The sequence below is a fragment of the Stenotrophomonas sp. GW821-FHT02D01 genome, assembly GCF_059421765.1.
This window is the reverse complement of sequence record NZ_JBWKVP010000016.1, coordinates 19,631-46,281: the sequence shown is the minus strand read 5'-3', so window position 1 is coordinate 46,281 and position 26,651 is coordinate 19,631. Positions and strand designations below refer to the sequence as shown.

The 26,651-nt window shown below is 68.4% G+C and carries 22 protein-coding genes; 8 read left to right on the top strand and 14 right to left on the bottom strand.

The window, feature by feature from the left end:
* Positions 1–81: 81 nt before the first annotated feature.
* The 3 genes from AC07UW_RS19920 to AC07UW_RS19910 all read right to left on the bottom strand — a co-directional run bounded on the left by AC07UW_RS19920 (position 82) and on the right by AC07UW_RS19910 (position 3,200).
* Positions 82–1,509, bottom strand: coding sequence for an amino acid permease (locus AC07UW_RS19920; protein WP_032978503.1), 1,428 nt, complete (start codon positions 1,507–1,509; stop codon positions 82–84).
* A 154-nt stretch (positions 1,510–1,663) separates the two neighbouring features.
* Positions 1,664–2,077 (bottom strand): hypothetical protein, encoded by a 414-nt coding sequence (locus AC07UW_RS19915; RefSeq protein ID WP_495212714.1) that lies wholly within the window; start codon positions 2,075–2,077, stop codon positions 1,664–1,666.
* Between the two features lie 46 nt (positions 2,078–2,123).
* Entirely contained in the window at positions 2,124–3,200 is a 1,077-nt protein-coding gene (locus AC07UW_RS19910) for an aldo/keto reductase (RefSeq protein ID WP_080277669.1), read from the bottom strand.
* 110 nt (positions 3,201–3,310) lie between these two features.
* On the opposite strand from AC07UW_RS19910, the gene AC07UW_RS19905 reads away from it, so the two are divergent.
* The gene (locus AC07UW_RS19905) at positions 3,311–4,279 is read left to right on the top strand and encodes a LysR family transcriptional regulator (protein WP_495212713.1); all 969 of its coding nucleotides are present in this window, start codon (positions 3,311–3,313) and stop codon (positions 4,277–4,279) included.
* Here the strand turns inward: AC07UW_RS19905 and leuE are convergent.
* The gene (gene leuE, locus AC07UW_RS19900; RefSeq protein WP_025875614.1) at positions 4,217–4,846 is read right to left on the bottom strand and encodes a leucine efflux protein LeuE; all 630 of its coding nucleotides are present in this window, start codon (positions 4,844–4,846) and stop codon (positions 4,217–4,219) included. The two genes, AC07UW_RS19905 and leuE, sit on opposite strands and share 63 nt — an antisense overlap.
* 12 nt (positions 4,847–4,858) lie before the next feature.
* Positions 4,859–5,833 carry a LysR family transcriptional regulator gene (locus AC07UW_RS19895; protein ID WP_495212712.1) on the bottom strand — a complete coding sequence of 325 codons (975 nt, stop codon included), beginning with the start codon at positions 5,831–5,833 and terminating at the stop codon, positions 4,859–4,861.
* An 89-nt stretch (positions 5,834–5,922) separates the two neighbouring features.
* On the opposite strand from AC07UW_RS19895, the gene AC07UW_RS19890 reads away from it, so the two are divergent.
* The gene (locus tag AC07UW_RS19890) at positions 5,923–6,930 is read left to right on the top strand and encodes a zinc-binding alcohol dehydrogenase family protein (protein WP_495212711.1); all 1,008 of its coding nucleotides are present in this window, start codon (positions 5,923–5,925) and stop codon (positions 6,928–6,930) included.
* Between the two features lie 267 nt (positions 6,931–7,197).
* On the opposite strand, the gene AC07UW_RS19885 is transcribed toward AC07UW_RS19890, so the two are convergent.
* Complete coding sequence (locus tag AC07UW_RS19885) at positions 7,198–7,803, bottom strand: glutathione S-transferase family protein (protein WP_495212710.1); 606 nt, start codon at positions 7,801–7,803, stop codon at positions 7,198–7,200.
* Positions 7,804–7,848: 45 nt separating this feature from the next.
* Here AC07UW_RS19885 and AC07UW_RS19880 point away from each other — a divergent pair, with 45 nt between their 5' ends.
* From AC07UW_RS19880 to AC07UW_RS19870, 3 genes are all read left to right on the top strand, one after another.
* The gene (locus AC07UW_RS19880) at positions 7,849–9,396 is read left to right on the top strand and encodes a DNA recombination protein RmuC (RefSeq protein ID WP_312107792.1); all 1,548 of its coding nucleotides are present in this window, start codon (positions 7,849–7,851) and stop codon (positions 9,394–9,396) included.
* 71 nt (positions 9,397–9,467) lie between these two features.
* Complete coding sequence (locus AC07UW_RS19875; RefSeq protein ID WP_033832628.1) at positions 9,468–9,869, top strand: hypothetical protein; 402 nt, start codon at positions 9,468–9,470, stop codon at positions 9,867–9,869.
* 136 nt (positions 9,870–10,005) lie between these two features.
* Entirely contained in the window at positions 10,006–10,551 is a 546-nt protein-coding gene (locus tag AC07UW_RS19870) for a glutathione peroxidase (protein WP_025875625.1), read from the top strand.
* 87 nt (positions 10,552–10,638) lie between these two features.
* On the opposite strand, the gene AC07UW_RS19865 is transcribed toward AC07UW_RS19870, so the two are convergent.
* From AC07UW_RS19865 to AC07UW_RS19840, 6 genes are read right to left on the bottom strand one after another with little or no spacing between them, the layout of a single operon-like run.
* A complete protein-coding gene (locus tag AC07UW_RS19865) occupies positions 10,639–11,640 on the bottom strand; it encodes an MlaA family lipoprotein (protein ID WP_033832627.1) in 1,002 nt (333 codons plus the stop codon).
* 1 nt (position 11,641) lies between these two features.
* The gene (locus tag AC07UW_RS19860) at positions 11,642–11,953 is read right to left on the bottom strand and encodes an STAS domain-containing protein (RefSeq protein WP_025875628.1); all 312 of its coding nucleotides are present in this window, start codon (positions 11,951–11,953) and stop codon (positions 11,642–11,644) included.
* On the bottom strand, positions 11,943–12,605 hold the full coding sequence (locus AC07UW_RS19855) for an MlaC/ttg2D family ABC transporter substrate-binding protein (RefSeq protein WP_025875629.1): 663 nt from the start codon (positions 12,603–12,605) through the stop codon (positions 11,943–11,945). The genes AC07UW_RS19860 and AC07UW_RS19855 overlap by 11 nt, the downstream gene beginning before the upstream one ends.
* Positions 12,602–13,126 (bottom strand): outer membrane lipid asymmetry maintenance protein MlaD, encoded by a 525-nt coding sequence (gene mlaD, locus AC07UW_RS19850; protein ID WP_006404090.1) that lies wholly within the window; start codon positions 13,124–13,126, stop codon positions 12,602–12,604. Before mlaD ends, AC07UW_RS19855 begins: the two co-directional genes overlap by 4 nt.
* Positions 13,127–13,184: 58 nt before the next feature.
* Positions 13,185–13,934 (bottom strand): MlaE family lipid ABC transporter permease subunit, encoded by a 750-nt coding sequence (locus tag AC07UW_RS19845; protein ID WP_006404088.1) that lies wholly within the window; start codon positions 13,932–13,934, stop codon positions 13,185–13,187.
* Complete coding sequence (locus AC07UW_RS19840; RefSeq protein ID WP_080150186.1) at positions 13,934–14,722, bottom strand: ABC transporter ATP-binding protein; 789 nt, start codon at positions 14,720–14,722, stop codon at positions 13,934–13,936. The genes AC07UW_RS19845 and AC07UW_RS19840 overlap by 1 nt, the downstream gene beginning before the upstream one ends.
* A gap of 194 nt (positions 14,723–14,916) precedes the next feature.
* On the opposite strand from AC07UW_RS19840, the gene recC reads away from it, so the two are divergent.
* From recC to recD, 3 genes are read left to right on the top strand one after another with little or no spacing between them, the layout of a single operon-like run.
* Positions 14,917–18,258, top strand: coding sequence for an exodeoxyribonuclease V subunit gamma (gene recC, locus AC07UW_RS19835; protein ID WP_495212709.1), 3,342 nt, complete (start codon positions 14,917–14,919; stop codon positions 18,256–18,258).
* The gene (recB, locus tag AC07UW_RS19830; RefSeq protein WP_495212708.1) at positions 18,255–21,929 is read left to right on the top strand and encodes an exodeoxyribonuclease V subunit beta; all 3,675 of its coding nucleotides are present in this window, start codon (positions 18,255–18,257) and stop codon (positions 21,927–21,929) included. The genes recC and recB overlap by 4 nt, the downstream gene beginning before the upstream one ends.
* Complete coding sequence (recD, locus tag AC07UW_RS19825; protein ID WP_495212707.1) at positions 21,926–23,806, top strand: exodeoxyribonuclease V subunit alpha; 1,881 nt, start codon at positions 21,926–21,928, stop codon at positions 23,804–23,806. Before recB ends, recD begins: the two co-directional genes overlap by 4 nt.
* A gap of 311 nt (positions 23,807–24,117) precedes the next feature.
* Here recD and AC07UW_RS19820 read toward each other — a convergent pair whose 3' ends face one another.
* The gene (locus AC07UW_RS19820) at positions 24,118–24,516 is read right to left on the bottom strand and encodes a hypothetical protein (RefSeq protein WP_032978532.1); all 399 of its coding nucleotides are present in this window, start codon (positions 24,514–24,516) and stop codon (positions 24,118–24,120) included.
* Positions 24,517–24,609: 93 nt separating this feature from the next.
* Positions 24,610–26,649: an FUSC family protein gene (locus AC07UW_RS19815; RefSeq protein WP_313251379.1), complete on the bottom strand. Its 2,040-nt coding sequence runs from the start codon at positions 26,647–26,649 to the stop codon at positions 24,610–24,612.
* Between the last annotated feature and the right edge of the window lie 2 nt (positions 26,650–26,651).

The following is a 26,651-nucleotide window of genomic DNA, read 5'->3' as shown; positions in this document are numbered from 1 at the left end:
CGATCAGCGCGTTGCGACGGCTGTAGGCGAAGTACAGCACAAGGCCGACCACGTTCCACGCCAGGAAGTACAGCTGGGCCTTTACCGGCCGATCAGCGCGTTGCGACGGCTGTAGGCGAAGTACAGCACAAGGCCGACCACGTTCCACGCCAGGAAGTACAGCTGGGTGGTGTGCGGCAGGCTGATGAACAGGTAGATGCAGCCCAGTGCCGCCAGCGGGCCGACAATGAAGGCCAACGGCGTGCGGAAGGTGCGCTCGCGGTTCGGCTCACGCACGCGCAGCACCACCAGGCAGATGCCAACGGCGGTGAACGCGGCCAGGGTACCGGCATTGGCCAGTGCGGCGATCTCGTCCAGGCGTGCAACGCCGGCCAGTGCCGACACCACCAGGGCGGTGAACAGCGTGGTCGCCACCGGCGTGCCGGTACGTGCGTTGACCTTGGACAGGCCACGCGGCAGCAGTCCATCGCGGCTCATGACGAAGAAGATGCGGCTCTGGCCGTACAGGAAGGCCAGCAGCACGGTCGGCAGGGCGATGATGGCGATCACGCCGATCAGCATCGCGGCGGTGGGCTGGCCCAGCTGGCGCATGATCAATGCCAGCGGCTCGGCACTCTGGCCGAACACGGTGTAGCTCATCGCACCAATCGCAGCCAGCGCCACCAGCACGTACACGATGGTGCAGCCGACCATCGAGCCGATGATGCCGATGGACAGGTCGCGCCCGGGGTTCTTGGTTTCTTCGGCGGCGGTGGAGATCGCGTCGAAGCCGTAGAACGCGAAGAAGATGATCGCCGCTGCCGCCATCACGCCGCGCTCGACGCCATCCGGGCCCAGCGTCTTGGCGAATCCGTAAGGCATGAACGGCTGCAGGTTGTTGGCGTCGAACGCCGGCAGGGCCACCGCCACGAAGATCGCCAGCGCGATCAGCTTGAACACGACCAGGATCGCGTTGAGGGTGGCGCTTTCCTTGGTACCGGCCATCAGCATCAGGGCCACCAGCCAAGTGATGACGATGGCGGGCAGGTTGATCATGCCGCCATCGACGTGCGGGCCTGCCGCGAGCATCGCCGGCAGGCGCAGGTCCCAGCCGAACTGGGTATGTACCCATTCCAGGAAGCCGACGAAATAGCCGGACCAGCCGACCGCCACGGTACTCACCACCAGCGAGTACTCCAGGATCAGGCTCCAGCCCACCACCCAGGCAAACACTTCGCCCAGGGCACTGTAGCTGTAGGTATAGGCGCTGCCGGCGGCAGGCATCATCGTGGACAGCTCTGCATAGGCCAATGCCGCGCAGGCACACACCGCGCCGGCGATGGCGAAGGAGATCAGCACGGCCGGGCCAGCGCGGTCGGCACCCACGCCGATCAGGGTATAGATGCCGGTGCCGACGATGGCGCCGATGCCCAGCGCGATCAGGTGCGGCCAGCTGAGGGTCGGGACCAGACGCCGGCCGGCTTCATGGACGGTGACGGAATCTAGGGACTTGCGCCGGAGCAGGGACATGCAGGCCTCGGAAGGGGTGACTGAGAACGACAAGTCCCCGAGTGTGACCGAACGCAGCGCAGCATTGCCACTGACGGGGGTCATGGCCGACACAGCGCGCGCTGGACGCTGGGCACTCTGCCGGAAACGGCACAAACGGCCTCAGCGCAGGTGCCTACCAGTGACAGCCGTCGCCCTGGAAGGCGTTGACGTCTTCGTCGAAGTCCGTGCGGCGACCGTCCCGGGCACGCACGTAGCTGAAGCTGTAGATCCGTGCGCCCTGCGTGCTCAGTGTGTAGTGACCGTTGATGCGCCCGTCCACGCGCTCTTCCCAGACGGTATCGAACTGGTAGGGGCGGTCTTCGTCCAGCACCGTGGTCTGTTCGGAGACCCGCCGCAGCGGCAGGCGCTCGCTGTGCCCGGCATAGCGCACATCGGCGCGGCCATCGTCCAGCCAGCGCCATTCCAGGTGGATCGTGTTGTCGCGGCCACCGCTGAGGCAGCGGTGCTCCGGTGCGGCCGTGGCCGGTCCACTGGCAAGCAGCAGCACCAGGGCTGCTGCGACCGCGAGCGTTGGTGTTGCGGCCATGGCGCTTTTGTCCAACGAGGGGCGCCAGCATAGCGCGCCCCCGCTGTTACCTGCCCAGTGCGCGTGGCTGCAGACGCGTACCACCGCTCATCAGCATGCGTGGCAGCGGCATCTGCAGGAAGTCGTGCGGGAAGGCAGGCGCAACCGCGCTGATCGCATCCAGCCGTGCCAACGCCTCAGCCGGCAGCGCCAGATCCAGCGCCGCCAGGTTGTGTTCGAACTGGTCCAGGGTGCGTGCACCGACGATCGGCATGGCCCCGGCCGCGGGTCGTTGCAGCAGCCAGGCCAGAGCGACCTGCGCAGCCGAGTGCGACAGTTCCGCCGCGACGGCAGCGACTTCCCCGGCGATGTTCAACGAACGTGGCGTCAACGCGCCATTGATGAGGGCCACGTTGCGCCGGGAACCGCCCGGCGTAGCCTCCGGCGGCTCGGCCGTGGTGAGATCAGCCGCGCTGTACTTGCCGGTCAGCACCCCGCTGCCCAGCGGCGACCACGCCACCACGCCCAACCCGAGCGCCTCGGCCATCGGCAGGAGCTCCTGTTCGACGCTGCGCTGGATCAGGCTGTATTCGATCTGCAGGGCCACCAGCGGCGCCCAACCGCGCAGGTCGGCCAGGGTCTGCATGCGGGCGATCTGCCAGGCCGGCGTGTCCGAGATGCCGGCATACAGCACCTTGCCGCTGCGCACGAGATCGTCGAAACCGCGCATCACCTCGTCCACCCCGGTGGTGTCGTCCCAAGCGTGCAGGTACAGCAGATCCAGGTAGTCGGTGCCGAGCCGGCGCAGGCTGTCCTCCACCGAGCGCATCATGCTCTTGCGGTGGTTGCCGGCGTTGTTCGGATCGCCGGGCACGGTCGCCAGGGTGTACTTGCTGGCGATCACCAGCCGTTCGCGGCGGCCCTGGGCGAATCGCCCGAGCAGCGTCTCGGCGCTGCCATTGGTGTAGTTGTTTGCGGTATCAACGAAGTTGCCACCGCGCTCGACGTAGGCATCGAAGATGCGGCGGGCCTCGGCTTCGTCCGCACCCCACCCCCAGTCGGCGCCGAAGGTCATCGTGCCCAGCGCCATCGGGCTGACACGCAGGCCGGAGCGACCGAGCAGGCGGTAGTGATCAAGTGACATGTGGCATTCCATCGGAGGAGGCGGTGTGCCGCCGGGAGGCAAAGCATCCGCCCGATGATCCTGTGGATAAACTGGACACAGCCGAACTGACAATGAAGGAAGGCTTCACAATGGATCCCTCCGCACCGCTGTCGGCGGTGGTCGCGTTTGTCCACGTGGCCGACCACGCCAGCTTTACCCGCGCCGCAGATGCGCTTGGTGTTTCGACCTCGGCACTGTCACAGAGCGTGCGCGCGCTGGAAGCGCGGATGGGCGTGCGCCTGTTGCAACGGACCACGCGCCGGGTGGGGCTGACCGAGCACGGTGCACGCTTCCTGCAGCGCGTACGTGGCGGGCTGGCACAGATCGAATCGGCCTTCGAAGACCTGGACAGCGCTCGGACCGTGCCGGCCGGTCGGCTGCGCATCACCCTGCCACGCATCGTTGCCGAGCGCCGGGTCCTGCCGGCGCTGCCGTCCTTCCTGGCCCGGTATCCGCAGGTGGAGGTGGAATTGTGCGTGGAACCGGCGTTGACCGATCTGGTCGCCGAGGGTTTCGACGCAGGCATCCGCCTGGGGGAATCGTTGGCGCAGGGCATGATCGCGGTGCCGATCGGGCCGCCCGAGCGCCAGGTGGTGGTGGCCACGCCGGGCTACTTCGCGCGCCACGGTGTGCCGCAGAGCCCGCAGGAGCTGCAGGGCCACGACTGTATCGTCCATCGCCGCGCCAATGGCCGGCTGATGCCCTGGGAATTCAGCCGTGAGGGGCGTGACCTGGACGTAGCCGTCGAGGGCCGGCTGGTGTTCAACGATGCCGAACTTGCCTATGCGGCGGTGCTGGCCGGGCTGGGCATGGCGCAGGGGTTCGCCTCACTGGTCGCCGACGACCTGGCTGCCGGCCGCCTGCGCAGCGTGCTGGAGGAATGGCAGCCGCCGTTCCCCGGCTTTCATCTGTACTATCCGGCGCGCGAGCATATGGCGCCCAAGCTGCGGGTGTTCATCGACCACCTGCGCGCGGCCTGCCAGGCCGACGGGATCTCAGCCGTTCAGGCCCAGGCGGATGCCGAAGCCGACCAGGAACAGACCGGCAACACGCCGTAGCGCATCGCTGACCCGCGGGTGCTGGATCAACCGGCGGCGGGCCAGGTTGCCGACCCAGATCAGCAGCGAGCAGTAGGCGATGCTGACCACGAAGATGATCCCTGCCAGCGCGGCGAACGTAGCGATGCCCTGGTGGGCCTTCGGGTCGATGAACAACGGCAGGAAGGCCATGTAGAACAGGATCGCCTTCGGATTGAGCAGGCTGACCAGGATCGCCTGGTGGAAGTAGCGTCCGGGCTGCATGCGCACCGGGCCAACGTCGGCACCGTCACCCTTGGGCGTGCGCAGCAGGCTGATGCCTACCCACACCAGATACGCCGCGCCGAGATACTGCACGGCATGGAACACCGTCGGATTGGCCTTCAGCAGCGCAGCCACGCCGGCCAGTGCCAGCCACATCAGGATCTGGTCGCCGACCAGCAGGCCGGCCAGCGCCGTGTAGCCGCCGCGCACACCGCCGCGACCGGTAGCGGTCAGCAGGGTGAAGGTGCCCGGCCCGGGCAGCGCCAGAAACACCAGCACAGCGAGCAGGAAGGTCCACAGGTCCTGGATGCCCATCCACGGCATGGCGCGACTCTCTTACAACGGGGGAGCGCCATTGTCGGCCAGTGCTGGCGCAGGCGACAGGGGCGTGTCGCCATTGCCGGGCATGGCGGACAGCAGCGGTTGCAAATGCTGGCGCAGCTGCGCGTGCAGTTGCCGCACCGCCGGTGAGAACTGCTTGCGATGGGGGCAGACCAGCTGCAGGGGAATGTGGCTGCCGATGCCATCCAGCAGCACCTGCAGGCGCCCTTCCAGCACGTCGTCGCGGACGTCCAGCCAGGACTTGTAGGTGATGCCTTCGCCGGCGACCGCCCAGCGCCGCACCACGTCGGCGTCGTCGCAGACCAGTGGCCCGCGCACCGGGATCACCACGCGGCGCCCCTCAATCTCGAACGACCAGCGGTCGTAGGCGCGGCCGCCGAGCTGGTAGACAAGGCAATCATGCTCGCGCAGATCTTCCAGGCGGCTGGGCGTGCCACGCTGCCGCAGGTACCCGGGCGACGCAGCCAGCACCCGCCGGTTCTGTTCCAGCAAGGGCAGGGCGACGTAGCTGGCGTCGTCGAAGTGGCCGATGCGGATGGCCACGTCGACCGGGTCGCGGAACACGTCGGCCACTTCGTCGGACAGGCGCAGGTGCAGGCGCAGCCGTGGATGCGCAGCGCGGAACGCGGTCAGCCACGGCAGCAGCAGGTTGCGGCCGAAGTCCGACGGCGCCGACAACTGCAGGGTGCCGTGCAGTTCGGCGTCCTCGCCCTGCACCCGCGCCTGGCCTTCGCGCAGGGTGCTCAGAACCTCCTGTGCGTAGGGCAGGTACAGCGCGCCTTCGGCGGTCAGGCGCAGGCTGCGGGTGGTGCGCACGAACAGGCGCAGGTCCAGTTCGCGTTCCAGCCGTGCTACCGCCGCGGCAACCTGGCCCGGCAGCAGGTCGGCCTCGCGCGCGGCCTGGGAGAAGCTGCCCAGCGCGGCGGTACGGACAAACAGCTGCAGATCGTCGAAGCGGACCATTTTCATTGCTGCAGTGAAAGTGTTGACCGATTCTGCGCCTTTCCGCCCCCCTGCGCACGGCGCACGCTGTGGCCTCTCCTCCCTGGATATCCCCCATGCGTGCCATTGCCTACACCCAAGCCGGCCTGCCGATCGACGACCCGCAGGCCCTGATCGATCTCGACCTGCCCCTGCCCCAGCCGGGCCCGCGCGACCTGCGGGTGGCGGTGCGCGCGGTGGCAGTGAATCCGGTCGACACCAAGGTGCGGCGCGGCGCCGCCACCGACGGCCCGCGCGTGCTGGGGTGGGATGCGGTCGGCGTGGTCGATGCGGTCGGCAGCGAGGTGACCCTGTTCCAGCCCGGCGATGCGGTGTACTACGCCGGTGTGATCGATCGCCCGGGCAGCAACGCCGAATACCAGCTGGTGGACGAGCGCAGCGTTGGCCGCAAGCCGGCCAGCCTGGACGATGCCGCCGCTGCGGCGCTGCCGCTGACCGCGATCACCGCATGGGAACTGCTGTTCGACCGCCTGCGCATCGCCGAAGGCGGCGGCGACGGCCAGACCCTGCTGGTGATCGGTGCAGCGGGTGGCGTGGGTTCGATCCTGGTGCAGTTGGCGCGCCGGCTGACGAAGCTGACGGTGATCGGCACCGCCTCGCGGCCGGAGACGCAGGACTGGGTGCAGGCGATGGGCGCGCACCATGTGATCGACCACACACTGCCGCTGGCCGAGGGCCTGGCCCGGCTGGGCATCACCCAGGTGGACCATGTGGCCAGCCTGACCCACACCGACCAGCACTATGCGCAGCTCATCGAACTGCTGGCGCCGCAGGGGCAGCTGGGGCTGATCGATGATCCGGGCCAGATCGATGTGATGGCGCTCAAGCGCAAGGCGCTGTCGCTGCACTGGGAATCCATGTTCACCCGACCGCTGTACAGGACCGCGGACATGCAGCGCCAGCACGAACTGCTGAACCGGGTGGCCGATCTGGTCGATGCCGGCGTGCTGCAGACCACGCTGGGCGAGCACTTCGGGCGCATCGACGCGGCCAACCTGCGGCGCGCGCATGCGCTGCTGGAGAGCCACCGGGCCAAGGGCAAGATCGTGCTGGAAGGCTGGTAGCGCCGGGCTGCGCCCGGCACCCGCAGAGGCAACGGCAACAGCGAGAGCCAGAGCCAGAGCAGGCTTCCTGTGGGTTGGCGGGGCGGTGTGGGTGTGCGGGGCCGCCGTGAACCCGTCCATGGGGGCTTGGTCGCCGCATCCATGCGGCTCACACCCCGCAAACCCACACCGCCCCGCCTTCGACGGTTTCCCGCCGCTGTTGGTAGGTGTCGACCTTGGTCGACACAGTAGCTCCACGCCATGCGTGGATGAAGCCAAGCAAGCGTGCTACGCCACGCCGTTGTCCACATGCTCGGCAAAGCCCGGCCGGGGGCGCAGGCGTTCGAACCAGGCGTCTACGTGGGGCAGCACAGGTTTGTTGCCGGGGGTGCTGCGCCAGCGCTGTGTCGACAGGCCGAGGACGATGTCGGCCAGGCTGAAGTCGGTGCCCGCCACGTAGGCATTGCTGGCGGCAAGCTGGTGGTCGAGCACGGTCATCAGGCGGTTCCATTGTTCCAGGCTTGCCTCGGCGCGTGCGTCGTCCGCGAAGTCGGGGTGCTGGCGCACGCGGGCCATGAACACGTGGCGCCAGGCGCTGTTGAGGTCGCTGGCCTGCCAGTCCATCCATTGTTCGACCAAGGCACGGGCCTGTGCAGCGCCCGGCAGCAGATCGACTCGTCCTTGGCGGGTGGCCAGGTAGCGGCAGATGCTGTTGGACTCCCACAGCATGAAGTCGCCATCGCGCAGCACTGGTACCTGTCGGTTCGGATTCAGCGCCGCCAAGCGCTCCGGCGCTGGTGCCGGATCATGTGAGAACGGCAGATCGAGTTCGGCGCACAGCCACAGCACTTTGCGCACGTTGATCGAGCTGGGCTTTCCGTACAGTACAAACATGGGCTCGTTTCAGCACGTGAGACTGGGCCAGCCTACACTTGCCACATGCAAACCGAATTCCTCCTCGTCGCCGGCCTGCTGCTGGTCGTGCTGATCCTGCAACTGGTGGCGCTGCTGCGCCGCCCGCCCCACGACCGGCTGGAACAGGCCGTGCGTGATGAAGCACGCGTCGGCCGCAGCGAGTTGCGCGAGCAGCTCGATGGGTTCGCGCGCGCGCTGACCGATCTGTCCACCCGCACCGACCAGCGCCTGGACCTGCTGCGCGAAGCGCTGGGCGAAGACGCACGCAAGGCCCGCGCCGAGGCAGCCGACAGCCAGCAGCGCAGCGCCGTCTCGCTGGGCGAACGCCTGCAGGAACTGCGCGTGCAGCTGGATGTGTTCGGCCAGCAGCAGGAGGCGCGTATCCATGCCTTCGGCCAGCAGCTGCAGGAACTGACCGCCCGTACCGACACCCAGTTCGGTGCGCTGCGGCAGGCACTGGTGGAGGATGCCCGCAAGGGCCGCGAAGAGGGTGCGCAATCGCAGCAGCGCCTGACCGAGAGCCTGGGCCTGCGCCTGCAGGAGCTGACCCAGCGCAACGAACAGCGCATCTCGGAAATGCGCGCCACCCTGGAAGAACAGCTGCGCGCGCTGCAGGCCGACAACGCGCAGAAGCTCGAGCAGATGCGCCACACCGTCGACGAGAAGCTGCAGTCCACGCTGGAAACGCGGCTGGGCAATTCGTTCAAGCTGGTGTCCGAACGGCTGGAACAGGTGCAGCGCGGGCTGGGTGAAATGCAGCAGCTGGCGACCGGCGTGGGCGACCTGAAGCGGGTACTGACCAACGTCAAGAACCGCGGCAGCTGGGGCGAAGTTCAGCTGGAGAACATCCTCGAGCAGACCCTTACCCAGGAACAGTACGCACGCGGGGTGAAAGTACGTCCTGACGGGAACGAGATGGTCGACATCGCCGTGCGCCTGCCGGGCCGTCGCGACGACGACACGCCGGTCTGGCTGCCGATCGATTCCAAGTTCCCGCGCGAAGACTATGAGCGCCTGCTTGATGCGCAGGAACAGGGCGATGCCGAGGGCGTGCGCCTGCAGGGTATCCAGCTGGAACGCGCGATCCGCGTGCAGGCCAAGTCAATCTGCGAAAAGTACATCGTGCCCCCGCACACCACCGATTTCGCGGTGATGTTCGTGCCGACCGAAGGACTGTATGCCGAGGTGATCCGGCGCCCGGGCCTGGTCGACCTGCTGCAGCGCGAGCACCGCGTGGTGGTGGCCGGGCCGACCACCGTCACCGCGTTGCTCAACAGCCTGCAGATGGGCTTCCGTACGCTGGCCATCGAACAGCGGTCCAGTGAAGTGTGGACATTGCTGGGTGCCGTCAAAACCGAGTTCGGTAAATTCGGTAGCGTGCTCGACAGCGTGAAGACCAAGCTCGACCAGGCCAGCAAGCAGATTGACCAGACGGGGGTACGCACGCGTGCCATTGCCCGGAAGCTGCGGGACGTAGAGTCGCTGCCGGCCGAACAGAGTCGGCAGTTGCTTCCCGACAGCCTGCTGCCCGAGGAGGGGAGCGAAGAAGGCAATGAGGGCGAAGAGGCCTGAGCGGGGCTGACACGCCACATGCATGGCGCTGTGCGTATGCTGGCAGGCGCCCACCTCGATCAGGTACCGCCATGCGTTTCCATCTCTTTGCCAGCCTTGCCCTGGGCGTACTGCTTGCCGCCTGCAGCAGCACCCCACCGGCCAGTGAAGACGCAGGCACGGCAGCCACGGTGGCCGACAGCCCTGAAGCCGCTGCAGCCTATGAAGAAGCACGCGATGTGGACTGCCGTGCGGCGGGCGGTACCCTGCAGCCGTTGGGCCGCCTGCAACGGGTGCAGTGCGTGATTCCCTATGCCGACGCCGGCAAGTCCTGCAGCAGCAAGAGCGACTGCAGCGGCCAGTGCCTGGCGTCCGCCGAGGTGACCGCAGGTGCGGTGGCGACTGGCACCTGCCAGCGTGATGTCAGCCAGAACTTCGGTTGCCGGCAACGCATCGACGGTGGCAAGGCACAAGGCACCCTCTGCGTCGACTGAGGGTAGTGCCGGCCGCTGGCCGGCAACCTCAAGAATCTTCTGGAACGTTCATGAGGTTGCCGGCCAGCGGCCGGCACTACCGGTCACGTGCGGCGGTATGCTGGTGGGCCTTTCCCCGCTGTAGCCGGAGCCCCGCGTGAGCACCTCGATCCAGGATATTTCCCTCACCACCATCGACGGCCAGCCGTCCTCTCTTGCCGACTACCAGGGCAAGGTGCTGCTGCTGGTCAACGTGGCGTCCAAGTGCGGCCTGACCCCGCAGTACGAAGGCCTGCAGGCGCTGTATGCGGAAAAGCACGCGCAGGGGCTGGAAGTACTGGGCTTCCCGGCCAACAACTTCCTCGGCCAGGAGCCGGGCAGCGAGGCGGAGATCCAGCAGTTCTGCCAGCTGACCTACGATGTGAGCTTCCCGATGTTCGCCAAGATCAGCGTGGCCGGTGAAGACACCCACCCGCTGTACCAGCAGCTGACTGCCGCGCAGCCGCAGGCGATCGGCGAAGGCCCGCTGCGCGAGCGCCTGGCCAGCAAGGAGATTCCGATCCACCCGGCACCGGCGGTGCTGTGGAACTTCGAGAAGTTCCTGGTTGGCCGCGATGGCAAGGTCATCGCCCGCTTCGCCCCGGACGTTGCTGCCGATGACGCGCGCCTGCGCGAAGCGGTCGAGGCGGCACTGGCGGCCTGAAGACGACGTGCCAACCAAGGTTGGCACCTGCCGGTAAAACAAAAAACCCCGCCGAGGCGGGGTTTTTTCATGCGTTGCCGGCAGCGGTCAATTGGTCCACTGCGGCATCGGCATCGCATCGACCGGGATCGGCGAGTTCGCATCGTCGCTGCCACGCTCGCGCTTGCCACGCAGGTCGTTCTCGATCTGGTAGTTGCGGCGCTGCATCCAGGCATCGCGGACCAGGGCGTATTCGTCCACCGCGGTATCGCGCAGGTCGTCGATCGCCAGCAGCTGCGCGCGGGTATCGACCAGCTGCAGGCCCTGCAGACCGATGCGGTACTTGTCGCTTTCGATGCGGCGGATCGGCGACAGCGGGATGTCACCGGCCAGGCCGAACACATCACGCACGGTACGCGGGCCGAAGAACGGCAGTTCCACGTAGCGCGAACGACGCCAGCCCCAGGCACCCAGGGTCTGCCCGAAGTCCTCGTTGCGACGCGGCACCATCGCCTTGCTGGCCGGGTCGAACAGGCCACCGACGCCCAGCGTGCTGTTCATCAGGAACCGGCCCAGGCTGTCCCAGGCGTCGCCGGGGCGGCCCTGCAGCAGCTGGTTGGTAATGGTCAGCGGCGCACGCAGGTTGCTGAAGAAGTTGCTCACGCCGGTACGGGCAAAGCGCGGCACCACGTGGGTATAGGCGGTCGCCAACGGACGGGCGATACCGCGGTCGACGGCGTTGTTGAACCCGTGCACCTTGCGGTTGAACGGTTCCCACGGGTCGTACGCGGTGGTGTTGGTGGTGCTGCCATTGGCGCCGTACAGCGCGTCGAAGTCGTCATCGCCGCCCGGTGCGGCGGCGGTGGCATCACTGCCGGTTGCACCCTGCGAGGCGGTAGCCGGTGCAGGGGCGGCCGCAGCGGGTACGGGGGCGTCGGCTGCGACGCTCGCAGCAGGCGCAGCCGCACCAGCAGCGTTGTCGACCGAGGTGGTGTTCGTCGCCGGCACCACGGTGTCGGCGGTCGGCGCGTCGCTGCGCGCCGGCTTGCCGGCACAGGCGCTGAGCGCGGCGGCCAGGAGGATCAGAGGGAAAACGCGCACGACGTTCATGTCAGCTCGCAGCAGAAGTAGCGTTGAAGTCCAGGTCGGGCGACAGCCGGTAGGCCGCGCTCAGCTCGTTGTAACCGGCGGGGGCGCCGGAAATTGTCAGCGGATGGCCGCCCTGGCGCGCGCGTGCGGCCAGCTCGGCCAACAACGCCAGGCCGGCGCTGTCCACGCGCTCGACCTCCGCCAGTTCCAGCCGCGACAGCTGCGCCGGCAGGGCCTGCAGTTGCGGCCACAGCGCGATCACCGCTGCACGGTCGAGCACCCCACGCAGGCGCAGGGTGTCACCTTCCAGCAGCGCCAGCGCCTTATTTGCCATTACCGGCCGGCCCAGCCTGCATGCTGCCGCTGCGCAGTTCGGTGGCCACCTGCTTGATGCCCTTCTGTCGCAGCGGGGCATCGAACTGGTTGCGGAAGGTCTGCACGTAGGAGATGCCTTCGATGTTCACGTCGAAGATCTTCCACTGGCCGCCTTCGTTGCGCATCCAGTACTCGACCGGCGTCGGCTCGCTGCCGGCACGTACCAGCTCGGTGCTCACGCGCACGCCGCGGTTGCCCGGCAGCGGGCTTTCGCCCTTCAGGCGGAAGCTCGGCTTGCCCTGGATGTTGAGCAGGGTCGAGCCATAGCGCTGCATCAGGTTGTCGGCCATCGCATTGGCGAACAGCTTGATGTCAGCGTCCGCCGCGCCGCGGGCGTGCGTGCCCAGCACCAGGCGCGCGGCATAGTCGCGGTCGAAGGTGCGGTTGAGTTCGCTGTCGATATAGCTGCGCAGGCTGGCCGGGTTGCCGCTGAATTCGGCACGGCGCTGCTGCAGGGTGGTGAGGATGCGCGTGCTGGCGTCGATCACCACCTTGCCGGCCTGGCCCTGGGGGGCCGCAGCAGCGGGGGCGGCGGCCTGCGCCTGGGCCAGGAACGGGGTGGCCAGCAGCAGCGACGAGGCGAGCAGGGCCGGGATCAGTTTCATCTTCATGGTTGCGGTTCCGTTGCAGGCGCCTGCGCGCCATCGTTGGGCTTCGGAGCAGCGCCGCCACCGGCGCCGCCACTGAACATGTATTTGCCGACCAGCTGGATCAGGTCCACGGCCGGCTGGGTGAAGACGATCTCTTCGCCGGGCTTCAGCACGTCCGGATCGCCGCCGGGCTGCAGACCGATATAGCTCTCGCCAAGCAAACCACTGGTGAAGATGCCCGCCGAGGTATCGGCCGGCAGATCCTTGACCTTGCTGTCCATGCGCAGGGTCACGATCGATTCGAACTTCACCGGGTCCAGATCGATCGCTGCGACCTGGCCGACGGTGACACCACCGATCTTCACCGGCGCCTGCTTGCGCAGCTGGCCGACCTGGGAGAAGCGGGCCTTGAGTTCATAGCCTTCGCCACCCCAGCTCCAGCGCTGGTTGGTCGAGGCGACGGCCAGCACCATCAGCGAGGCCAGGGCCAGCAGCAGGAAGGCGCCGACGGAGAATTCGAGTCTGGGACCGCGGATGGCCATGTGGATTACCTGATCAGTCGTGGTGGCCGCGCGCCGATGCGCACCGCCGATGGAGGGGTTAGGTGAACAACATTGCCGACAGTACGAAGTTGAACATCAGCACCAGCAGCGAGGCGTTGACCACCGCACGGGTAGTGGCGACGGACGTGCCTTCGATGGTCGGTTCGGCGTGGAAACCGACATAGGCGGCCACCAGGGCCGCGGTACCACCGAAGATCGCCGACTTCAGCATCGCCACGCCGAAGTCGTCCCAGAAGTCCACGCTGCCACGCAGCGCCGACCAGAACACGCCGTTGTCCAGGCCCAGCACGTGCACGGCTTCGAAGTAGCTGGCACTGATCGCCAGCGAACAGAAGATGCCGGTCAGCAGCGGCACGGTCAGTACCGCCGCCCAGAAGCGCGGCGCCACGGCCTTGGCCACCGGGTCGATGGCCATCAGTTCCAGCGCCTTGATCTGGTCGGTGGCGCGCATCAGGCCCAGCTCGGCGGCGATCGAACTGCCGGCGCGGCCGATGAACAACAACGCGGTCAGCACCGGTGCCAGTTCGCGGTACAGCGACAGGCCGAGCAGGGTGGACAGCGCGTCGGCCGCACCGAAGGTGGTCAGCGTGCGGTAGCCCTGCAGGGTCAGCACCAGGCCGACGAAGGCGCCGCCCACGGCGATGATCGGCAGCGAGCGCGCACCGATCTTGTAGATCTCGCGGGTCAGCTCGGCCAGGAAATCACGGGTCGGCAGCGAACCGCGCAGCACGGTCAGCGAGAACAGGCCGGCACGACCCAGCGAGCGGGTGGCTTGCACGAACGGCATCAGGCAACCCTCGCGCGCGGTGCGGCATCAAACGGGATGGGACCATCGGGCTGGCCATGCAGGAACTGCTGCAGCAGCGGGTCCTGGCTGGACTGCAGCGCCTCCGGCGTGCCCTGGAACACGATGCCGCCATTGGCGATCGCGATTACCTGGTCGCAGATCGGCAGGGTCTCGTGCACGTGGTGGCTGACGATGATGCTGGTCAAGCCCAGGCTGTGGTTGAGGCGCTGGATCAGGCTCATGATCACCCCCGAGGCGATCGGGTCCAGTCCGGTCAGCGGCTCGTCGTAGATCATCAGCGGCGGGTCCAGGGCCAACGCGCGGGCCAGTGCCACGCGCCGGGCCATGCCACCGGACAGCTCACGCGGCCAGGCATCGGCGGCGGCCAGCAGGCCGACCGAATGCAGCTTCATCTGCACCAGCCGGCGCAGCACCGGTGCCGGCAGGCGGGTGTGGGTGCGCAACGGCAGGGCGACGTTCTCGGCCACGGTCAGGTCGGTCAGCAGGCCATTGCCCTGCAGCAGTACGCCGACGCTCTTGCGCATCTCCAGAAGTTCGGCGGTGCGCTGCGGGATGGGTTTGCCGAACAGGGTGACGTCGCCTGCAACCGGACGCAGTTCGCCGGTCAGCGCCGCCAGCAGGGTCGACTTGCCGCTGCCGGACGGACCGAGCACCGCGGTGATGCTGCCTTTGGGCACCTGCAGCGAAACGTCGCGCAGGATCGTGCGCCCGCTCCGGTCGATGCGGACGTTGGACAACTGCACCAGACTGGGAGTGGAAGCCGACATGGGCACCCTTAACGTTTTTTCGACATTGAAGCATCGGGTCAGACTGCTGAACATAAGCAGACTGGACGGTGCAGTATTGTTGCACGGCCGGACCGTCGCCAGACCGGGACAATTCCGAAAACGACCGGAACAATCCGTCGCGATCACCGTACCCCGGGATTGAATACGGGCGGGTGTGCTGCACACTGTGCACGATGAGTGACCCGGGCAGCGACTTCCGCCTCTACCATTCCAATTCGCTGGACGTGCTGGCTGCCCTGCTGGCGCGCAACGTGCGTGTGCCGGTGCCGGGACAGCCGCTGCTGGCGCCGGAGGTGGTGCTGATCCCGCAGGTGGCGATGCGGCGCTGGCTGCAGGCGACACTGGCCGCCGAGTATGGCGTGGCCGCCAACCTGGAATTCCTGACCCCCGGTGAGTTCGTCGCCCGTGCGTTGAACGCCAATGTCGAGGGCGAAGCCGACGACCTGGATGCGGCCGCCCTGCATTGGCGCCTGTACCAGGCCCTGCGCGATCCGCAGCTGCTGGCGCAGCCACCGATGCGCGCGCTGCAGTCCTATCTTGCCGGGGGCGACGCGCTCAAACCCTGGGCCCTGGCCGGCGAACTGGCCTCGGTGTTCGAGAAGTACCAGGCCTGGCGCCGCGACTGGCTGCTGCGCTGGGAAGCCGGCGCCGACGCGGCCGATCCGCAGGCCATCCTGTGGCGCAGCATCGCCGCCGGCCATGGTTACCGCGCGCGCCGCATCCAGGCGTACCTGGACCGCTTCGAGGGCGCCGGCCAACCGCTGCCGCAGGGCCTGCCGCCGCGGATGTCGGCGTTCGCCACCCTCAACATCTCGCCCGACGTACTGCGGGTGATGGCCACCCAGTCGCGGGTGGGCGAACTGCATTTCTATCTGCCCACGCCGGTGCAGTCCTACTGGGGCGACCTGCAGACCCTGGCAGAGCGCCTGCGCAGCGGTGCGCCGGACCCGTTCGGCGAGGCCGCCGGCGAGAACCGCCTGCTGGAAGCGTGGGGTGCGGCCGGCCGCGATTTCATGGCGGTGCTGGGCAGCTATGAAGTGGTGCATCCGGCCGGCGAGATCGCGGCCTATTCCGACCCGGAGCAAGACACGCGGCCGACGATGGACCAGGGCGGGCTGTCCGACAGCCTGCTGCATCGCCTGCAGCGCGACCTGTTCCACCGTCGTGCCTTGCCTTCCGGTGAACTGCGCGATGGCCTGCGCAGCGACGACCCGAGCCTGCAGGTGCACGCCTGCCACACCCGCCTGCGCGAGCTGCAGGTGCTGCACGACCAGCTGCGCAGCCTGCTGCAGGACCCGCGCTTCGACCCGCCGTTGCAGGCGCGCGAGATCGCCGTGCTGGCGCCGGACATCGATCCGTATGTGCCCTATCTGGAAGCGGTGTTCGGCGGACGGGGGGGCGAGGACGAACACATTCCCTACGCGCTGGCCGACAGCAGTCCGTTGGCCGGCGAGCCGCTGGCCGATGTGTTCGTGCACCTGCTTGGCCTGCCGATCTCGCGCTTCGGCCTGAACGAGGTGCTGGATCTGCTGGCCAGTGCACCCCTGGCCGAGGCCGCCGGCCTGGAAGCGGTGGACTTCGACCGACTGCATGGCTGGTTGCAGCAGGCAGGCGCACGCTGGGGCCTGGATGCCCAGCATCGCGACCAGCTGCAGGCCCCCAGCGATGACGCCTACACCTGGCAGTTCGCGCTGGATCGCCTGCTGCTGGGCCACGCCACCGGCAGCGAGGTGGATCTGGTCGGGGTGGCGCCGTGGATCGAACTGGAAGGCGGGGCGCTGGATGCGCTGGACCGGCTGCTGCGCCTGCTGCGCGTGCTGGCCGTCTACCAGCGCCGGCTGGGCGAACTGTTGACCCCGGCACAGTGGCGGCAGCGCCTGCTGTCGCTGCTCGATGCCCTGCTGCCGACACCACCCAGCTCGCCCAACAGCCAGCGCGCGCTGGAGCGCCTGCGCAAGCTGCTCAACCAGTTCGCCGAAGATGCGTACAAGGCAGGGTTCGCCGATGGCGTGCCACCGGAGGTGGTGCGTGCGCACTTCGCCGGTGCGCTTGCCGAGGCCGATACGCGCGCGCCGTTGCTGACCGGTGGCATCAGCTTCGGCCGCATGGTGCCGATGCGCCTGCTGCCGTTCCGGGTGATCTGCGTCCTCGGCCTCAACGATGGTGATTTCCCGCGTCGCGACCCGGCCGCTGGCCTCAACCAGCTCACCGCCGAACTGGATACGCCGCGCCGCCGTCCCGGCGACCGCTCCACCCGCGAAGACGATCGTTTCCTGTTCCTGCAGTTGTTTGCTGCTGCGCAGGACGTGTTCTACCTCAGCTACCTCGGCGCGGACCCGCGCGATGGCAGCGTGCGCGAACCCTCGGTGCTGGTCAGCGAACTGATCGATGCCGCCGCGGCCTATCACCTCGATCCGTCGACCGCCACGCGGGACTTCACCGTGCGCCACGCGCTGCAGCCGTTCTCGCCGGCCGCCTTCGGTGACGGCGATCCACGCCGCTTCAGCTACCGCCGGCAGTGGCACCCGGCCGCCGGGCGGCTGGGCGGGCAGCGCGGCGGCCTGCTGCCGTGGTTCGACGCCGCACTGCCGCCGCCGGTGGACGACGCGGTGGAAGAAGAGGTCTCGCTGGAGAGCCTGCGTCGTTTCCTGTGTGATCCGGCCGGGCAGTTCCTCGCACAGTCGCTGGGCCTGCGCCTGGCCGACGACGTCGAGGACGTCGACGACCTGGAGCCGCTGGTGCTGTCCTCGCGTGGGCCGGAGAAGCGCAGTGTGCAGCTGGCCGTGGTGCAGGCCACCCTGGCCGGCGACAGCGAGCCGCTGTACCCGCGGCTGCGCGCACGCGGGCTGCTGCCGTCGGGCATCCTCGGCGAGCGCCAGTTTGAAGTGGAGCGGCTCAAGACCCGCCCGTATGCCACGGCCATGCTGGGCTGGTTGCAGGGCACGCCGCTGGAGAGCCGCCGCTATGAAGTGGAGATCGACGGCGCTCGCCTGCATGGCCGGGTCGGTGATCGCCATCCCGAAGGCCTGGTGCGCCTGCGCGCCGGCGCGCTCAACGGCAACGCGGTGATCCGCCAGGGGCTGGACTGGCTGCTGGCCAACGCCGCCGGCGATGCCTTGCCGCTGGTGCAGTTCTACGACGGCGGTGATGCCGGCCCCGGTCCGCATGCATTGCCTGCCTTGACCGTGCCCGCAGCGCGCGCGGCATTGCGCGCGCTGCTGCAGCTGCGCCAGCGTGGGCTGCGCGAACCACTGCGCTTTGCGCCCTATACCGGCTGGGTGCTGTTCAACGCGCCGGTGGAAAAGCAGCGCAGCGAAGGCTGGAAACAATGGCATGGCAGCGACCGCAGCTGGGGTGAAGCCAACAGTGATGCCTGGCAGCTGCTGCTGCGTGGCGCCGACCCGTTCGCCGACGACGCCAGTTACGCCGACCTGCTGCGCAACAGCCAGGTGGTCTTCAGCGCCGTGCGCGAAGGGCGCAGCTTCGGCAATGATCCACAGGCGGGCCACGCATGAGCAGCGGTGCCGAGGGCGCTTCCATCAACACGCATTGCCCCGACCCTTACCTGGCGTTGCCGCTGCACGGCACGCGACTGATCGAAGCCAGTGCCGGCACCGGCAAGACCTTTACCCTGGCGACGCTGTTCACCCGTCTGGTGGTCGAGCAGGGCCTGCGTATCGGCCAGATCCTGGCGGTGACCTTCACTGACGCCGCCACCCAGGAACTGCGCAAGCGCATCCGCGAGCGCCTGGCCCTGGCTGCGCGCCTGGTCGATCTGCAGCCGGGCGACGATGAAACACCCGATGCGCTGCTGACCCGGCAGGTGCTGCAACGTCATCTGCAGGACGGCACGGAAACCGCAAAAGCGTTGAAGCGGCGCCTGCAGGTAGCCGCCGACGAGATCGACCTGGCTGCGATCTTCACCATCCACGGCTTCTGCACCCGCGTGCTGCGCGAACATGCGCTCGAAAGCGGGCATACCTTCGACCCGCCCGAGCTGCTGGCCAGCGATCGCGAGCTGCTGGAAGAACTGGCGGCCGATCTGTGGCGGGTGCATGCCAACGACCCGGCAACGCTGGAACCGCTGACCTGGTTGTGGTCCCACCCGGATGCGCTGGCGGCTGACCTGCGCGCGCTGCTGGCATCGCCACCGCTGCACCCGCCACTGCAGCCGCTGGCCGTGGACGATCCGCGCCCGGCGCTGCAGGGCGCGGCGGCGGAACTGTCGATGGCCGTGCGCGAACATGGTGAGCGCTTCTTCCTGGACCTGTGCGAAGCGGTCGACAACAAGTGGATCAACGGCGTTTCCTACAAGCTGGGCTGGCTGCACCCGCTGGGCCGGCAGCTGTTGGGCTGGGCCGAGCGCGGCGACGCAGCCGAACTGCTGTCCAGCGACCGCTTGCCGGCGCTGCTGCCCGATGCGCTGGTGGCCAAGACCAACAAGAAGTTCGCCGACCGCACACCGTCCTCACCGCTGCAGGCACCGCTTGAGCGCTACGTGGCACTGCTGGCCCAGCGCGAACAATGGCTGCGTGCCACCGCACTGAACTTCCTGCACGCCCTGCGCGAGGAAGCCACCCAGCGCCTGTCGGTGCTGAAGCGCGTGCGCCGCGTGCAGACCTACGACGATCTGATCGACGGCGTCGCCCGCGCGCTGGAAGGCCCGCAGCGGCTGGCCCTGGTCAAGCAGCTGCGGGCGCAGTACCGCATCGCCCTGGTCGATGAATTCCAGGATACCGATGACCGCCAGTGGGGCATCTTCCATACCGTGTTCGGCGCCTCGCCGGAGGTGGACGAACTGGGGCTGCAGCCGGCGCTGTTCCTGATCGGTGATCCCAAACAGGCCATCTATGGCTTCCGCGGCGGCGACATCCATACCTACCTGAAAGCCAAGCAGGTGGCCGAGCAGGCACCGGCGCTGGACCAGAACTTCCGCTCGCGCCCGGCCGTGCTGCGCGCGCTGCAGGCGCTGTACGACAACGCTGGCGAAGATGCCTTCCTCGAACGCGACATCCGGTTCGAGCCGGTGCGGCCCGGTGGCGTGCGTGTCGATGAGGACTACCTGCGCGATGGCCGGGCCGCACCGGCGCTGACCCTGCGCCTGCTGCGCAGCGACGGTGAAAAGGCCCTTGGCGCCGATGCGTCGCGCGACGCGGCGACCCAGGCCTGCGTGGCCGCGATCCACCAGATCCTGCTGGAGGCGCGTGCCGGCACCGCGCTGCTGCGTGGGCGCCCCGTGCAACCCGGCGATATCGCCGTGCTGGTGCGCTCGCATCGCGAAGCCACGCTGGTGCAGCGTGCACTGGCCGCAGTCGGGATTCCCGCGGTGGCGGCCGGCAAGCAGAGCCTGTTTGCCACCAGCGAGGCCCGTGACCTGCGTGCGTTGCTGCTGGCGTTGCTGCAACCGGCCGACGAAGGACGCCTGCGCACTGCATTGGCAACGGTGCTGCTGGGGCAGCGCGCAAGCGCGATTGCCAGCATGGAGCGTGAGGGGGACCTGCAGCGCGGGTTCCAGGCACAGCTGCTGCACTGGCGCGAACGCTGGCAGCGTGGCGGCCCGTTCGCGGTGGTGGCCGACGTCTGCGCCGCGCAGGGCGAACGCCTGCTGGCACTGATCGACGGCGAGCGGCGCCTGACCAACTACCTGCAGCTGGGCGAACTGCTGCAGGAAGCCTCCGCGCAGGCACTGGGCATGCACGGCCTGCTGGACTGGCTGCAGGGGCAGATGGCCAACGCCGACCAGGATGACGAGCAGCAGCTGCTGCGGCTGGAGTCCGACGCCCGACGGGTGCAGATCATCACCCTGCACAAGAGCAAAGGCCTGGAATACCCGCTGGTGTTCCTGCCGTTCGTGGGCATCGATGGCGGCGCGCCGAACACCGCCACCCACTGCACCGTGCACCTGCAGGGTGAGCGCCAGCTGCACTGGAAGCTGGACAGGGACGACGCCTGGGACGCAGCCAGCAGCCAGCGCGAGCGCGAACAGCGTGCAGAAGACGCGCGCCTGCTGTACGTGGGCCTGACCCGCGCCGAACATGCCTTGTGGATCGCCGCCGGCGATCTGGCAGGCCATGCGAAGACCCGCCTGGCGCCGTTGCTGGGCGACCTGCAGGCGCTGCGTGCGCACGCGGACGTGGACCTGGATGACAGTACGCCGCCGGGCCGCCTGCCGCAGCTGCTGGCCGAAACCGAAGGTGAGCTGCCTGCGGTGCGTGCCTTGACCCGCCGGGTGCCACATGACTGGTGGGTCTACAGCTTCACCCAGCTGGCGCATGCCGACGCTGGCAACGGCGACGATATCGAAGCGGCGGCCACCGAACTGCCGGCACCGGCTGCCGACGAACCAGCCGGTGCCGAGCTGCCGCTGGAACCGGCGTTGCCGGACGCCGCCGCAGAAGACACAGCACCGCCGGATCCGCGCTTCATGGGCAGCCGCTTCGGCAATGTGCTGCACGATGCACTGGAGAACGTCGACTTCGCACTGTGGTCGCACTGGCAGCCGCAGCAACCGGCACCGGAGGGACAGGCCGACGTGCTGCGCCGCTCGCTGCACGACGAAGGCTATGCCGACGAGGATCTGGACGATGGCGTGGCGGTGCTGGTGCCGCTGGTCGGCCACACCCTCACCGTACCGCTGCCCGAAGGCGGTGCGCTGTGCAGCGTGCCCGAGCATGAGCGCCGGGCCGAAATCGAGTTCCACTTCGCCATCGAGCCGACCGCAGTACCGGTGCTGCTGCAGCTGCTGCACGAGCACGGCATCTCCAGCGCGCGGCGCGGTTTCGGCCTGCGCAGAAGGCTGGAAGGCCTGATGACCGGCAAGATCGATCTGACCTACGTGCGTGATGGCCGCTGGTATGTGCTGGACTACAAATCCAACCGGTTGCCGGGCTACAGCCCGGACCTGCTGGAGATCGCGATGCGCCACAGCGAGTACGACCTGCAGGCGCTGATCTATACCGTGGCCCTGCATCGCTGGCTGCGCTTCCGCCTGGGCGCGGCATACGACTACGCGCGCGACATGGGCGGTATCCGCTACCTGTTCTGCCGGGGCCTGGATATCGCCGGCAACGGCGTGCACGTGCAGCGCTTCGCGCCTGAGCTGGTGGATGCGCTGGATGCCTTGTTTGCGGGCGGCGAAGCAGCCCAGGCCGAGATGGCGGCGCGCGCGCGCGGAGAAACCGCATGAACCTGCTGCGCGATCTGCATCGCAGTGGCCAGCTGCGCACCCTGGACCACGCCCTGGCCATCAGCCTCAAGCGCCTGCGCGAAGACACGCCGGACGACGTGGCACTGGCCGCCGCACTGGCCTCGCTGGCCGTGGCGCAGGGGCACGCTGGCTTCGATCCGCGCCAGCCCCAGCGCGTGATCGATGGCATTCCGGCATGGCCCGAACCTGCGCAGTGGCTGGCGCAGCTGCAGGCCTCGCCTTGGGTGGCGACCCCGCAGGATGCCAGCGCCGCCGCCGCGGAAGCGCCGCTGGTGCTGGAGAACGGTCTGCTGTACCTGCGCCGCTACCGCGAATACGAGCGGCAGTTGGCCGTCGGCCTGCAACGCATCGGCCGCCATCCGCTGCCTGCACCGGACATGGCCGCCGTGGCGCCCCTGTTCGCGCGTCTGTTCCCGCACGCCGCAACGGGTGAGGACCACCAGGCCCGTGCGGCTGGCGTAACCCTGCGCCACCCGCTGGCCCTGGTCACCGGTGGTCCCGGTACCGGCAAGACCACCACCATCGCCCGCCTGCTGCTGCTGTTGGCGGCACAGGCGCTGCACCAGGGCCTGCCCGTGCCGAAGGTAGCGTTGGCTGCACCCACCGGCCGCGCCGCCGAGCGCATGGCCGAAAGCCTGCGCCTGGCCGTCCAGCGGCTGCAGGAGCAGGGGCTGGACCCGGCGCTGTGCACCGCGCTGCCCAGTACAGGCACCACCCTGCATCGCCTGCTCGGGGTGATTCCCGATTCACCGCGCTTCCGCCATCACGCCGACAACCCGTTGCCGGTGGACGTGGTGGTGGTCGACGAAGCCTCGATGATCGACCTGCCGCTGATGGCCAAGCTGGTCGACGCGATCGCCAGCGGTACCCGCCTGATCCTGCTCGGCGATCCCGACCAGTTGCCGTCGGTGGAAGCCGGCGATGTGCTCAGCGCCATCGTGCGCGCCAGCGGCGATGGCATCGGCACCCGCGCCGACGATGCGCAGGCGCTGCATGGACTGCTGGCAGCGGCGACGCTGCAGCCGCAGGCACCGCCGCGCGCGTTCGCTGGCCGCCGCGTGCAGTTGCAGCGTGGCTACCGGCAGAGTGATGCGCTGGACCTGGCGCCGCTGGCGCAGGCCGTGCGTGGCGGTGACAGTGGTACCGCCCTGCGCCTGCTGCGCAGTGGCGGGCTGGCTGGTGTCCGCTTCCATGAAGGCGAGGCGGACCCGTTGCGTGGCCAGCGCGAGCATCTGCTCGACCACTGGCGCGCACTGGCCGACGCAGCGGACCCGGCGCAGGCACTGCAGCAGGCCGGCCGCCTGCGTGTGTTGACCGCACTGCGCGAAGGCCCGCAGGGCGCGCGTGGCCTCAACAGCCGCATTGAACAGCTGCTGGCTGGCAACACCCCGGGCTACTTCCAGGGCCGGCTGCTGCTGATCACCGAAAACAGCTACCGCCACCGCCTGTTCAACGGCGATATCGGCATCTGCCTGCGCGATGGCAGCGGTGCGATGGTGGCCTGGTTCCCCGGCGAGACCGCCGACCAGCCGCGCGCCTTCCACCCGGCAGCCTTGCCCGCACACGAGAGCGCGTTCGCAATGACCGTGCACAAGGCGCAGGGCTCGGAATTCGATGAAGTGTGGTTGCAGCTGCCAAGGCAGGACAGCCGCGTGTTGTCGCGCGAACTGGTCTACACCGGCCTGACCCGCGCCCGCCAGCGCCTGCAGGTGGCCGGCAGCGCCGAGGTGCTGGAGGCGGCATTGAAACGACATGCCAGCCGCCTTGGTGGCCTGGCCTGGCGGCTGGGTGCGGAAGAGGTGACCGAGGAACCGGTGCGCGGCGAAGAACCCACCGTGCAGGGCACGTTGTTCTAAACGCCAGCCTTACCATCACATCGGTCACCTTCATCCACGCACGGCGTGGATCTACCGTGTCGACCAAGGTCGACACCCACCAGAAGCAGGCCATGCCATTCCGACAGATCGCGGGAAACTGTCGAAGGCGGGGTGGGTCCGGTTGAGGGGGTGTGAGCGGCATGGATGCCGCGACCAAGCCCCCATGGATGGGTTTACGGCGTCCCCCTCAACCGGACCCACCCCGCCAACCCACGGAGAGCACGCATTTGATGTTGACGTTGCCGTTGCCGTTGATTCGGCGGGTGCAGGGCGCAGCCCTGCCGCCAAACCTATTCCGGCATCAACACCAACCCATCCGGATACACGATCGCCGCTTCGTCCGCACTGACATCGAAGAACCCCACGCCGTGCTTCTCGGCCAGGTCCTGCACCCGCCCATGCGCGCGCTCGGCCACCGAATACGCGAACGCGCCATAGATCACATGGCGGCCGATGCTGTACTCGGTCACCTCGGCGCGATCATCATCGTCATTGCTCAGCGGGCCGTTCATCGGCGGAAATTCCTGCGCCATCTCCGCGAACCATGCCTGCAGCGCCGGGCTGCTGACCGCCGGATCGTCGTACTCGTGGCTCTCGCCCCACTGCGCCTGCTTCTCGAACCAGGCGATGAACGCCGCCGCTTCACGCGGGGCGACGCTGGCCTCGAACACCATCATGTCGTAACTCATTGAACCGTCCTGTGCAGCGCAGGGGTCAGAGCCCTCGCCCGTGGCGAAGGATCCGACCCCGGTGCGGGGTCTATGGGTGCACAGGGTAGCGTGCTACGGCTGCGGCCCCTCGGCTGCCAGCAGTCCCGGCGCCAACGCCTTTGCTTCCGGGAACAGCGCAAACCGCAGGCCGACCAGGCCCATCAGCGCCTCGTCGCGCGCCTTGCAGGCGGCCACGCTGCCGACCCGTCCCAGCGAGGTGTCCAGCCGTTCGCGCAGCGCCTCGGCCGCCACAATCGGCTTGCGTGCGGCGATCTGCCGGCGATAGTGCACGGCCACTTCCTCCAGGATGTGCTCGACCGCCTCGCGGCTGCGCTCCGGCAGCTCCAGGCGGGCGCGGCGCAGCTGCAGGATGTTCAGGCCGATGCGCGCCTCGTTGAGCATGTCCACCGACGCGATGTCGCTGCCTTCCGGGGTCGCCGCCAGGCGCGGTGCCAGCAGGCCGAGCAGATCCAGCATGCGCGCAGCGAAGCGCTGGCGATCCTGCTGGCCACGGCCTTCGGCCGCCTCGGCCAAGGTGGTCCAGCCCTGCCGTACCAGCCGGCGCGCGGTCCATTCGGCACCCACCGAGCGGAACAGCCGGGTCATCACCACCGCAAAGCCAATGCCGATGAACATCGCGATCGACGAGTTGGCGAAGGTCTGCACGTTGGCACTGTAGGTGTTCTGCAGGCTGAGCAGCGCAGCCAGGTTGACCGTCAGCGGCAGCGCGAACAGCGCGCTCTTCGGGTGGTGCAGCAGCAGGCCCAACGGCAGGAACACCACCGCCAGCACCAGCGCCAGCAGGCCGAAGTCGTGTACGGCGGGGAACACGCCGAACAGGTACACGCCGGCGACCAGCGAAGCCACCATCGCCCACACCAGGAACGAGACCATGCTCGGCGCCGGATCATCCTGTGCAGCGAAGAACGCGGCGGTCACCGCGGCCATCATCGCGCCGTTGCCACCGCCCTCCCAGCCCAGGCCGATCCACAGCACGCAGTAGCTCATCAGCGCCACGCCGGCGCTGAGCGCGGAGAACAGTGCCATGCCGTAGTCGACGTGCTTGTCGGTGGCGGTGCGTTCGGTGCGGATGCGGTAGTGCGCACGGTCCAGCGGCGCGGTGCCCTGGTCGATCGCGTGCTGCAGGGTGCGGCAGTCCTGCCACAGGTCCACCAGCTCCTCCAGGCGCAGCAGCAGGCTGGCCAGCTGCAGGTGCTGCAGATCGCGGTCCACCTGTGGCTTCAGCGCACTGATGCGTGCGCGCAGGCGCGCGTAGTCGCTGGCACTGGACGGCGTGTCTATCCAGTCGTGGATGTCATCGACCAGCGTCGGCAGGCCCTCGGGCAGGGTCTGTCCATCGCTGCGCAGCGCACTCAGGCGGTCGGCGATCGATGACAGCACCGGCAGCAGCAACAGCATGCGTTCGCGCAGGCGCTCCATCGACACCGCCGCGCCGGCATGGCGTGGATCATCGCGGCGCAGGAACTCGATCAGCGCCTCGAACTGCACCAGGTCGGCGGCCAGCCGGTTGCGTGGGGCATGCGCGCGGCCGCGCTCGAGGATCTGCCGGCACCACTGCGCCGCGTCCTCCATCCAGTTGCCGATGCGCGCGCCCAGCATCGGCCGCACCGAGGCCGGGAACAGCAGCGAGGCGAACAGCACCGCTACCACCGTACCGAGGATGATCTCCTCGCTGCGCGCCACCACGGTGTCGAAGATGGTCTCCGGCGAAGTCACCGCCGGGAAACCGATGAATGCAGTGGTGTAGCCGGCCAGCAGGAACGCGTAGCCACGCGGGCCACGGTTGAGCAGGGCCAGGAACAGGCAGCCGGCCAGCCAGATCGACATCGCTGCGCTCAGCACCAGCGGCGTTTCCACCAGGGCGGGCAACATCAGCAGGGTGGCCAGGCCGGCGGCCAGGGTGCCGAGGATGCGGTACACGCCCTTGGCCCGGGTCGGGCCCAGCAGCGGCTGGCTGACGATGTACACCGTGCCCATCGCCCAGTACGGGCGCGACAGGTTGCCGGCCATGGCGATGTACAGCGCGACGATCGCTGCCAGGTAGGTCTTGATCGAGAACAGCCAGGCCTGGCGGTCAGTCAGCCCGTTCATCG

Coding starts and splice junctions, on each gene's coding strand:
- AC07UW_RS19815 (WP_313251379.1), bottom strand. CDS start 26,649: ATGAACGGGCTGACTGACCGCCAGGCCTGGCTGTTCTCGATCAAGACC.
- mlaD (WP_006404090.1), bottom strand. CDS start 13,126: ATGGCCATCCGCGGTCCCAGACTCGAATTCTCCGTCGGCGCCTTCCTG.
- AC07UW_RS19840 (WP_080150186.1), bottom strand. CDS start 14,722: ATGTCGGCTTCCACTCCCAGTCTGGTGCAGTTGTCCAACGTCCGCATC.
- AC07UW_RS19915 (WP_495212714.1), bottom strand. CDS start 2,077: ATGGCCGCAACACCAACGCTCGCGGTCGCAGCAGCCCTGGTGCTGCTG.
- recB (WP_495212708.1), top strand. CDS start 18,255: ATGAGCAGCGGTGCCGAGGGCGCTTCCATCAACACGCATTGCCCCGAC.
- AC07UW_RS19895 (WP_495212712.1), bottom strand. CDS start 5,833: ATGAAAATGGTCCGCTTCGACGATCTGCAGCTGTTTGTCCGTACCGCC.
- AC07UW_RS19855 (WP_025875629.1), bottom strand. CDS start 12,605: ATGAAGATGAAACTGATCCCGGCCCTGCTCGCCTCGTCGCTGCTGCTG.
- AC07UW_RS19890 (WP_495212711.1), top strand. CDS start 5,923: ATGCGTGCCATTGCCTACACCCAAGCCGGCCTGCCGATCGACGACCCG.
- AC07UW_RS19865 (WP_033832627.1), bottom strand. CDS start 11,640: ATGAACGTCGTGCGCGTTTTCCCTCTGATCCTCCTGGCCGCCGCGCTC.
- AC07UW_RS19880 (WP_312107792.1), top strand. CDS start 7,849: ATGCAAACCGAATTCCTCCTCGTCGCCGGCCTGCTGCTGGTCGTGCTG.
- recD (WP_495212707.1), top strand. CDS start 21,926: ATGAACCTGCTGCGCGATCTGCATCGCAGTGGCCAGCTGCGCACCCTG.
- AC07UW_RS19910 (WP_080277669.1), bottom strand. CDS start 3,200: ATGTCACTTGATCACTACCGCCTGCTCGGTCGCTCCGGCCTGCGTGTC.
- AC07UW_RS19860 (WP_025875628.1), bottom strand. CDS start 11,953: ATGGCAAATAAGGCGCTGGCGCTGCTGGAAGGTGACACCCTGCGCCTG.
- recC (WP_495212709.1), top strand. CDS start 14,917: ATGAGTGACCCGGGCAGCGACTTCCGCCTCTACCATTCCAATTCGCTG.
- AC07UW_RS19875 (WP_033832628.1), top strand. CDS start 9,468: ATGCGTTTCCATCTCTTTGCCAGCCTTGCCCTGGGCGTACTGCTTGCC.
- AC07UW_RS19920 (WP_032978503.1), bottom strand. CDS start 1,509: ATGTCCCTGCTCCGGCGCAAGTCCCTAGATTCCGTCACCGTCCATGAA.
- AC07UW_RS19905 (WP_495212713.1), top strand. CDS start 3,311: ATGGATCCCTCCGCACCGCTGTCGGCGGTGGTCGCGTTTGTCCACGTG.
- AC07UW_RS19885 (WP_495212710.1), bottom strand. CDS start 7,803: ATGTTTGTACTGTACGGAAAGCCCAGCTCGATCAACGTGCGCAAAGTG.
- AC07UW_RS19845 (WP_006404088.1), bottom strand. CDS start 13,934: ATGCCGTTCGTGCAAGCCACCCGCTCGCTGGGTCGTGCCGGCCTGTTC.
- AC07UW_RS19820 (WP_032978532.1), bottom strand. CDS start 24,516: ATGAGTTACGACATGATGGTGTTCGAGGCCAGCGTCGCCCCGCGTGAA.
- leuE (WP_025875614.1), bottom strand. CDS start 4,846: ATGCCGTGGATGGGCATCCAGGACCTGTGGACCTTCCTGCTCGCTGTG.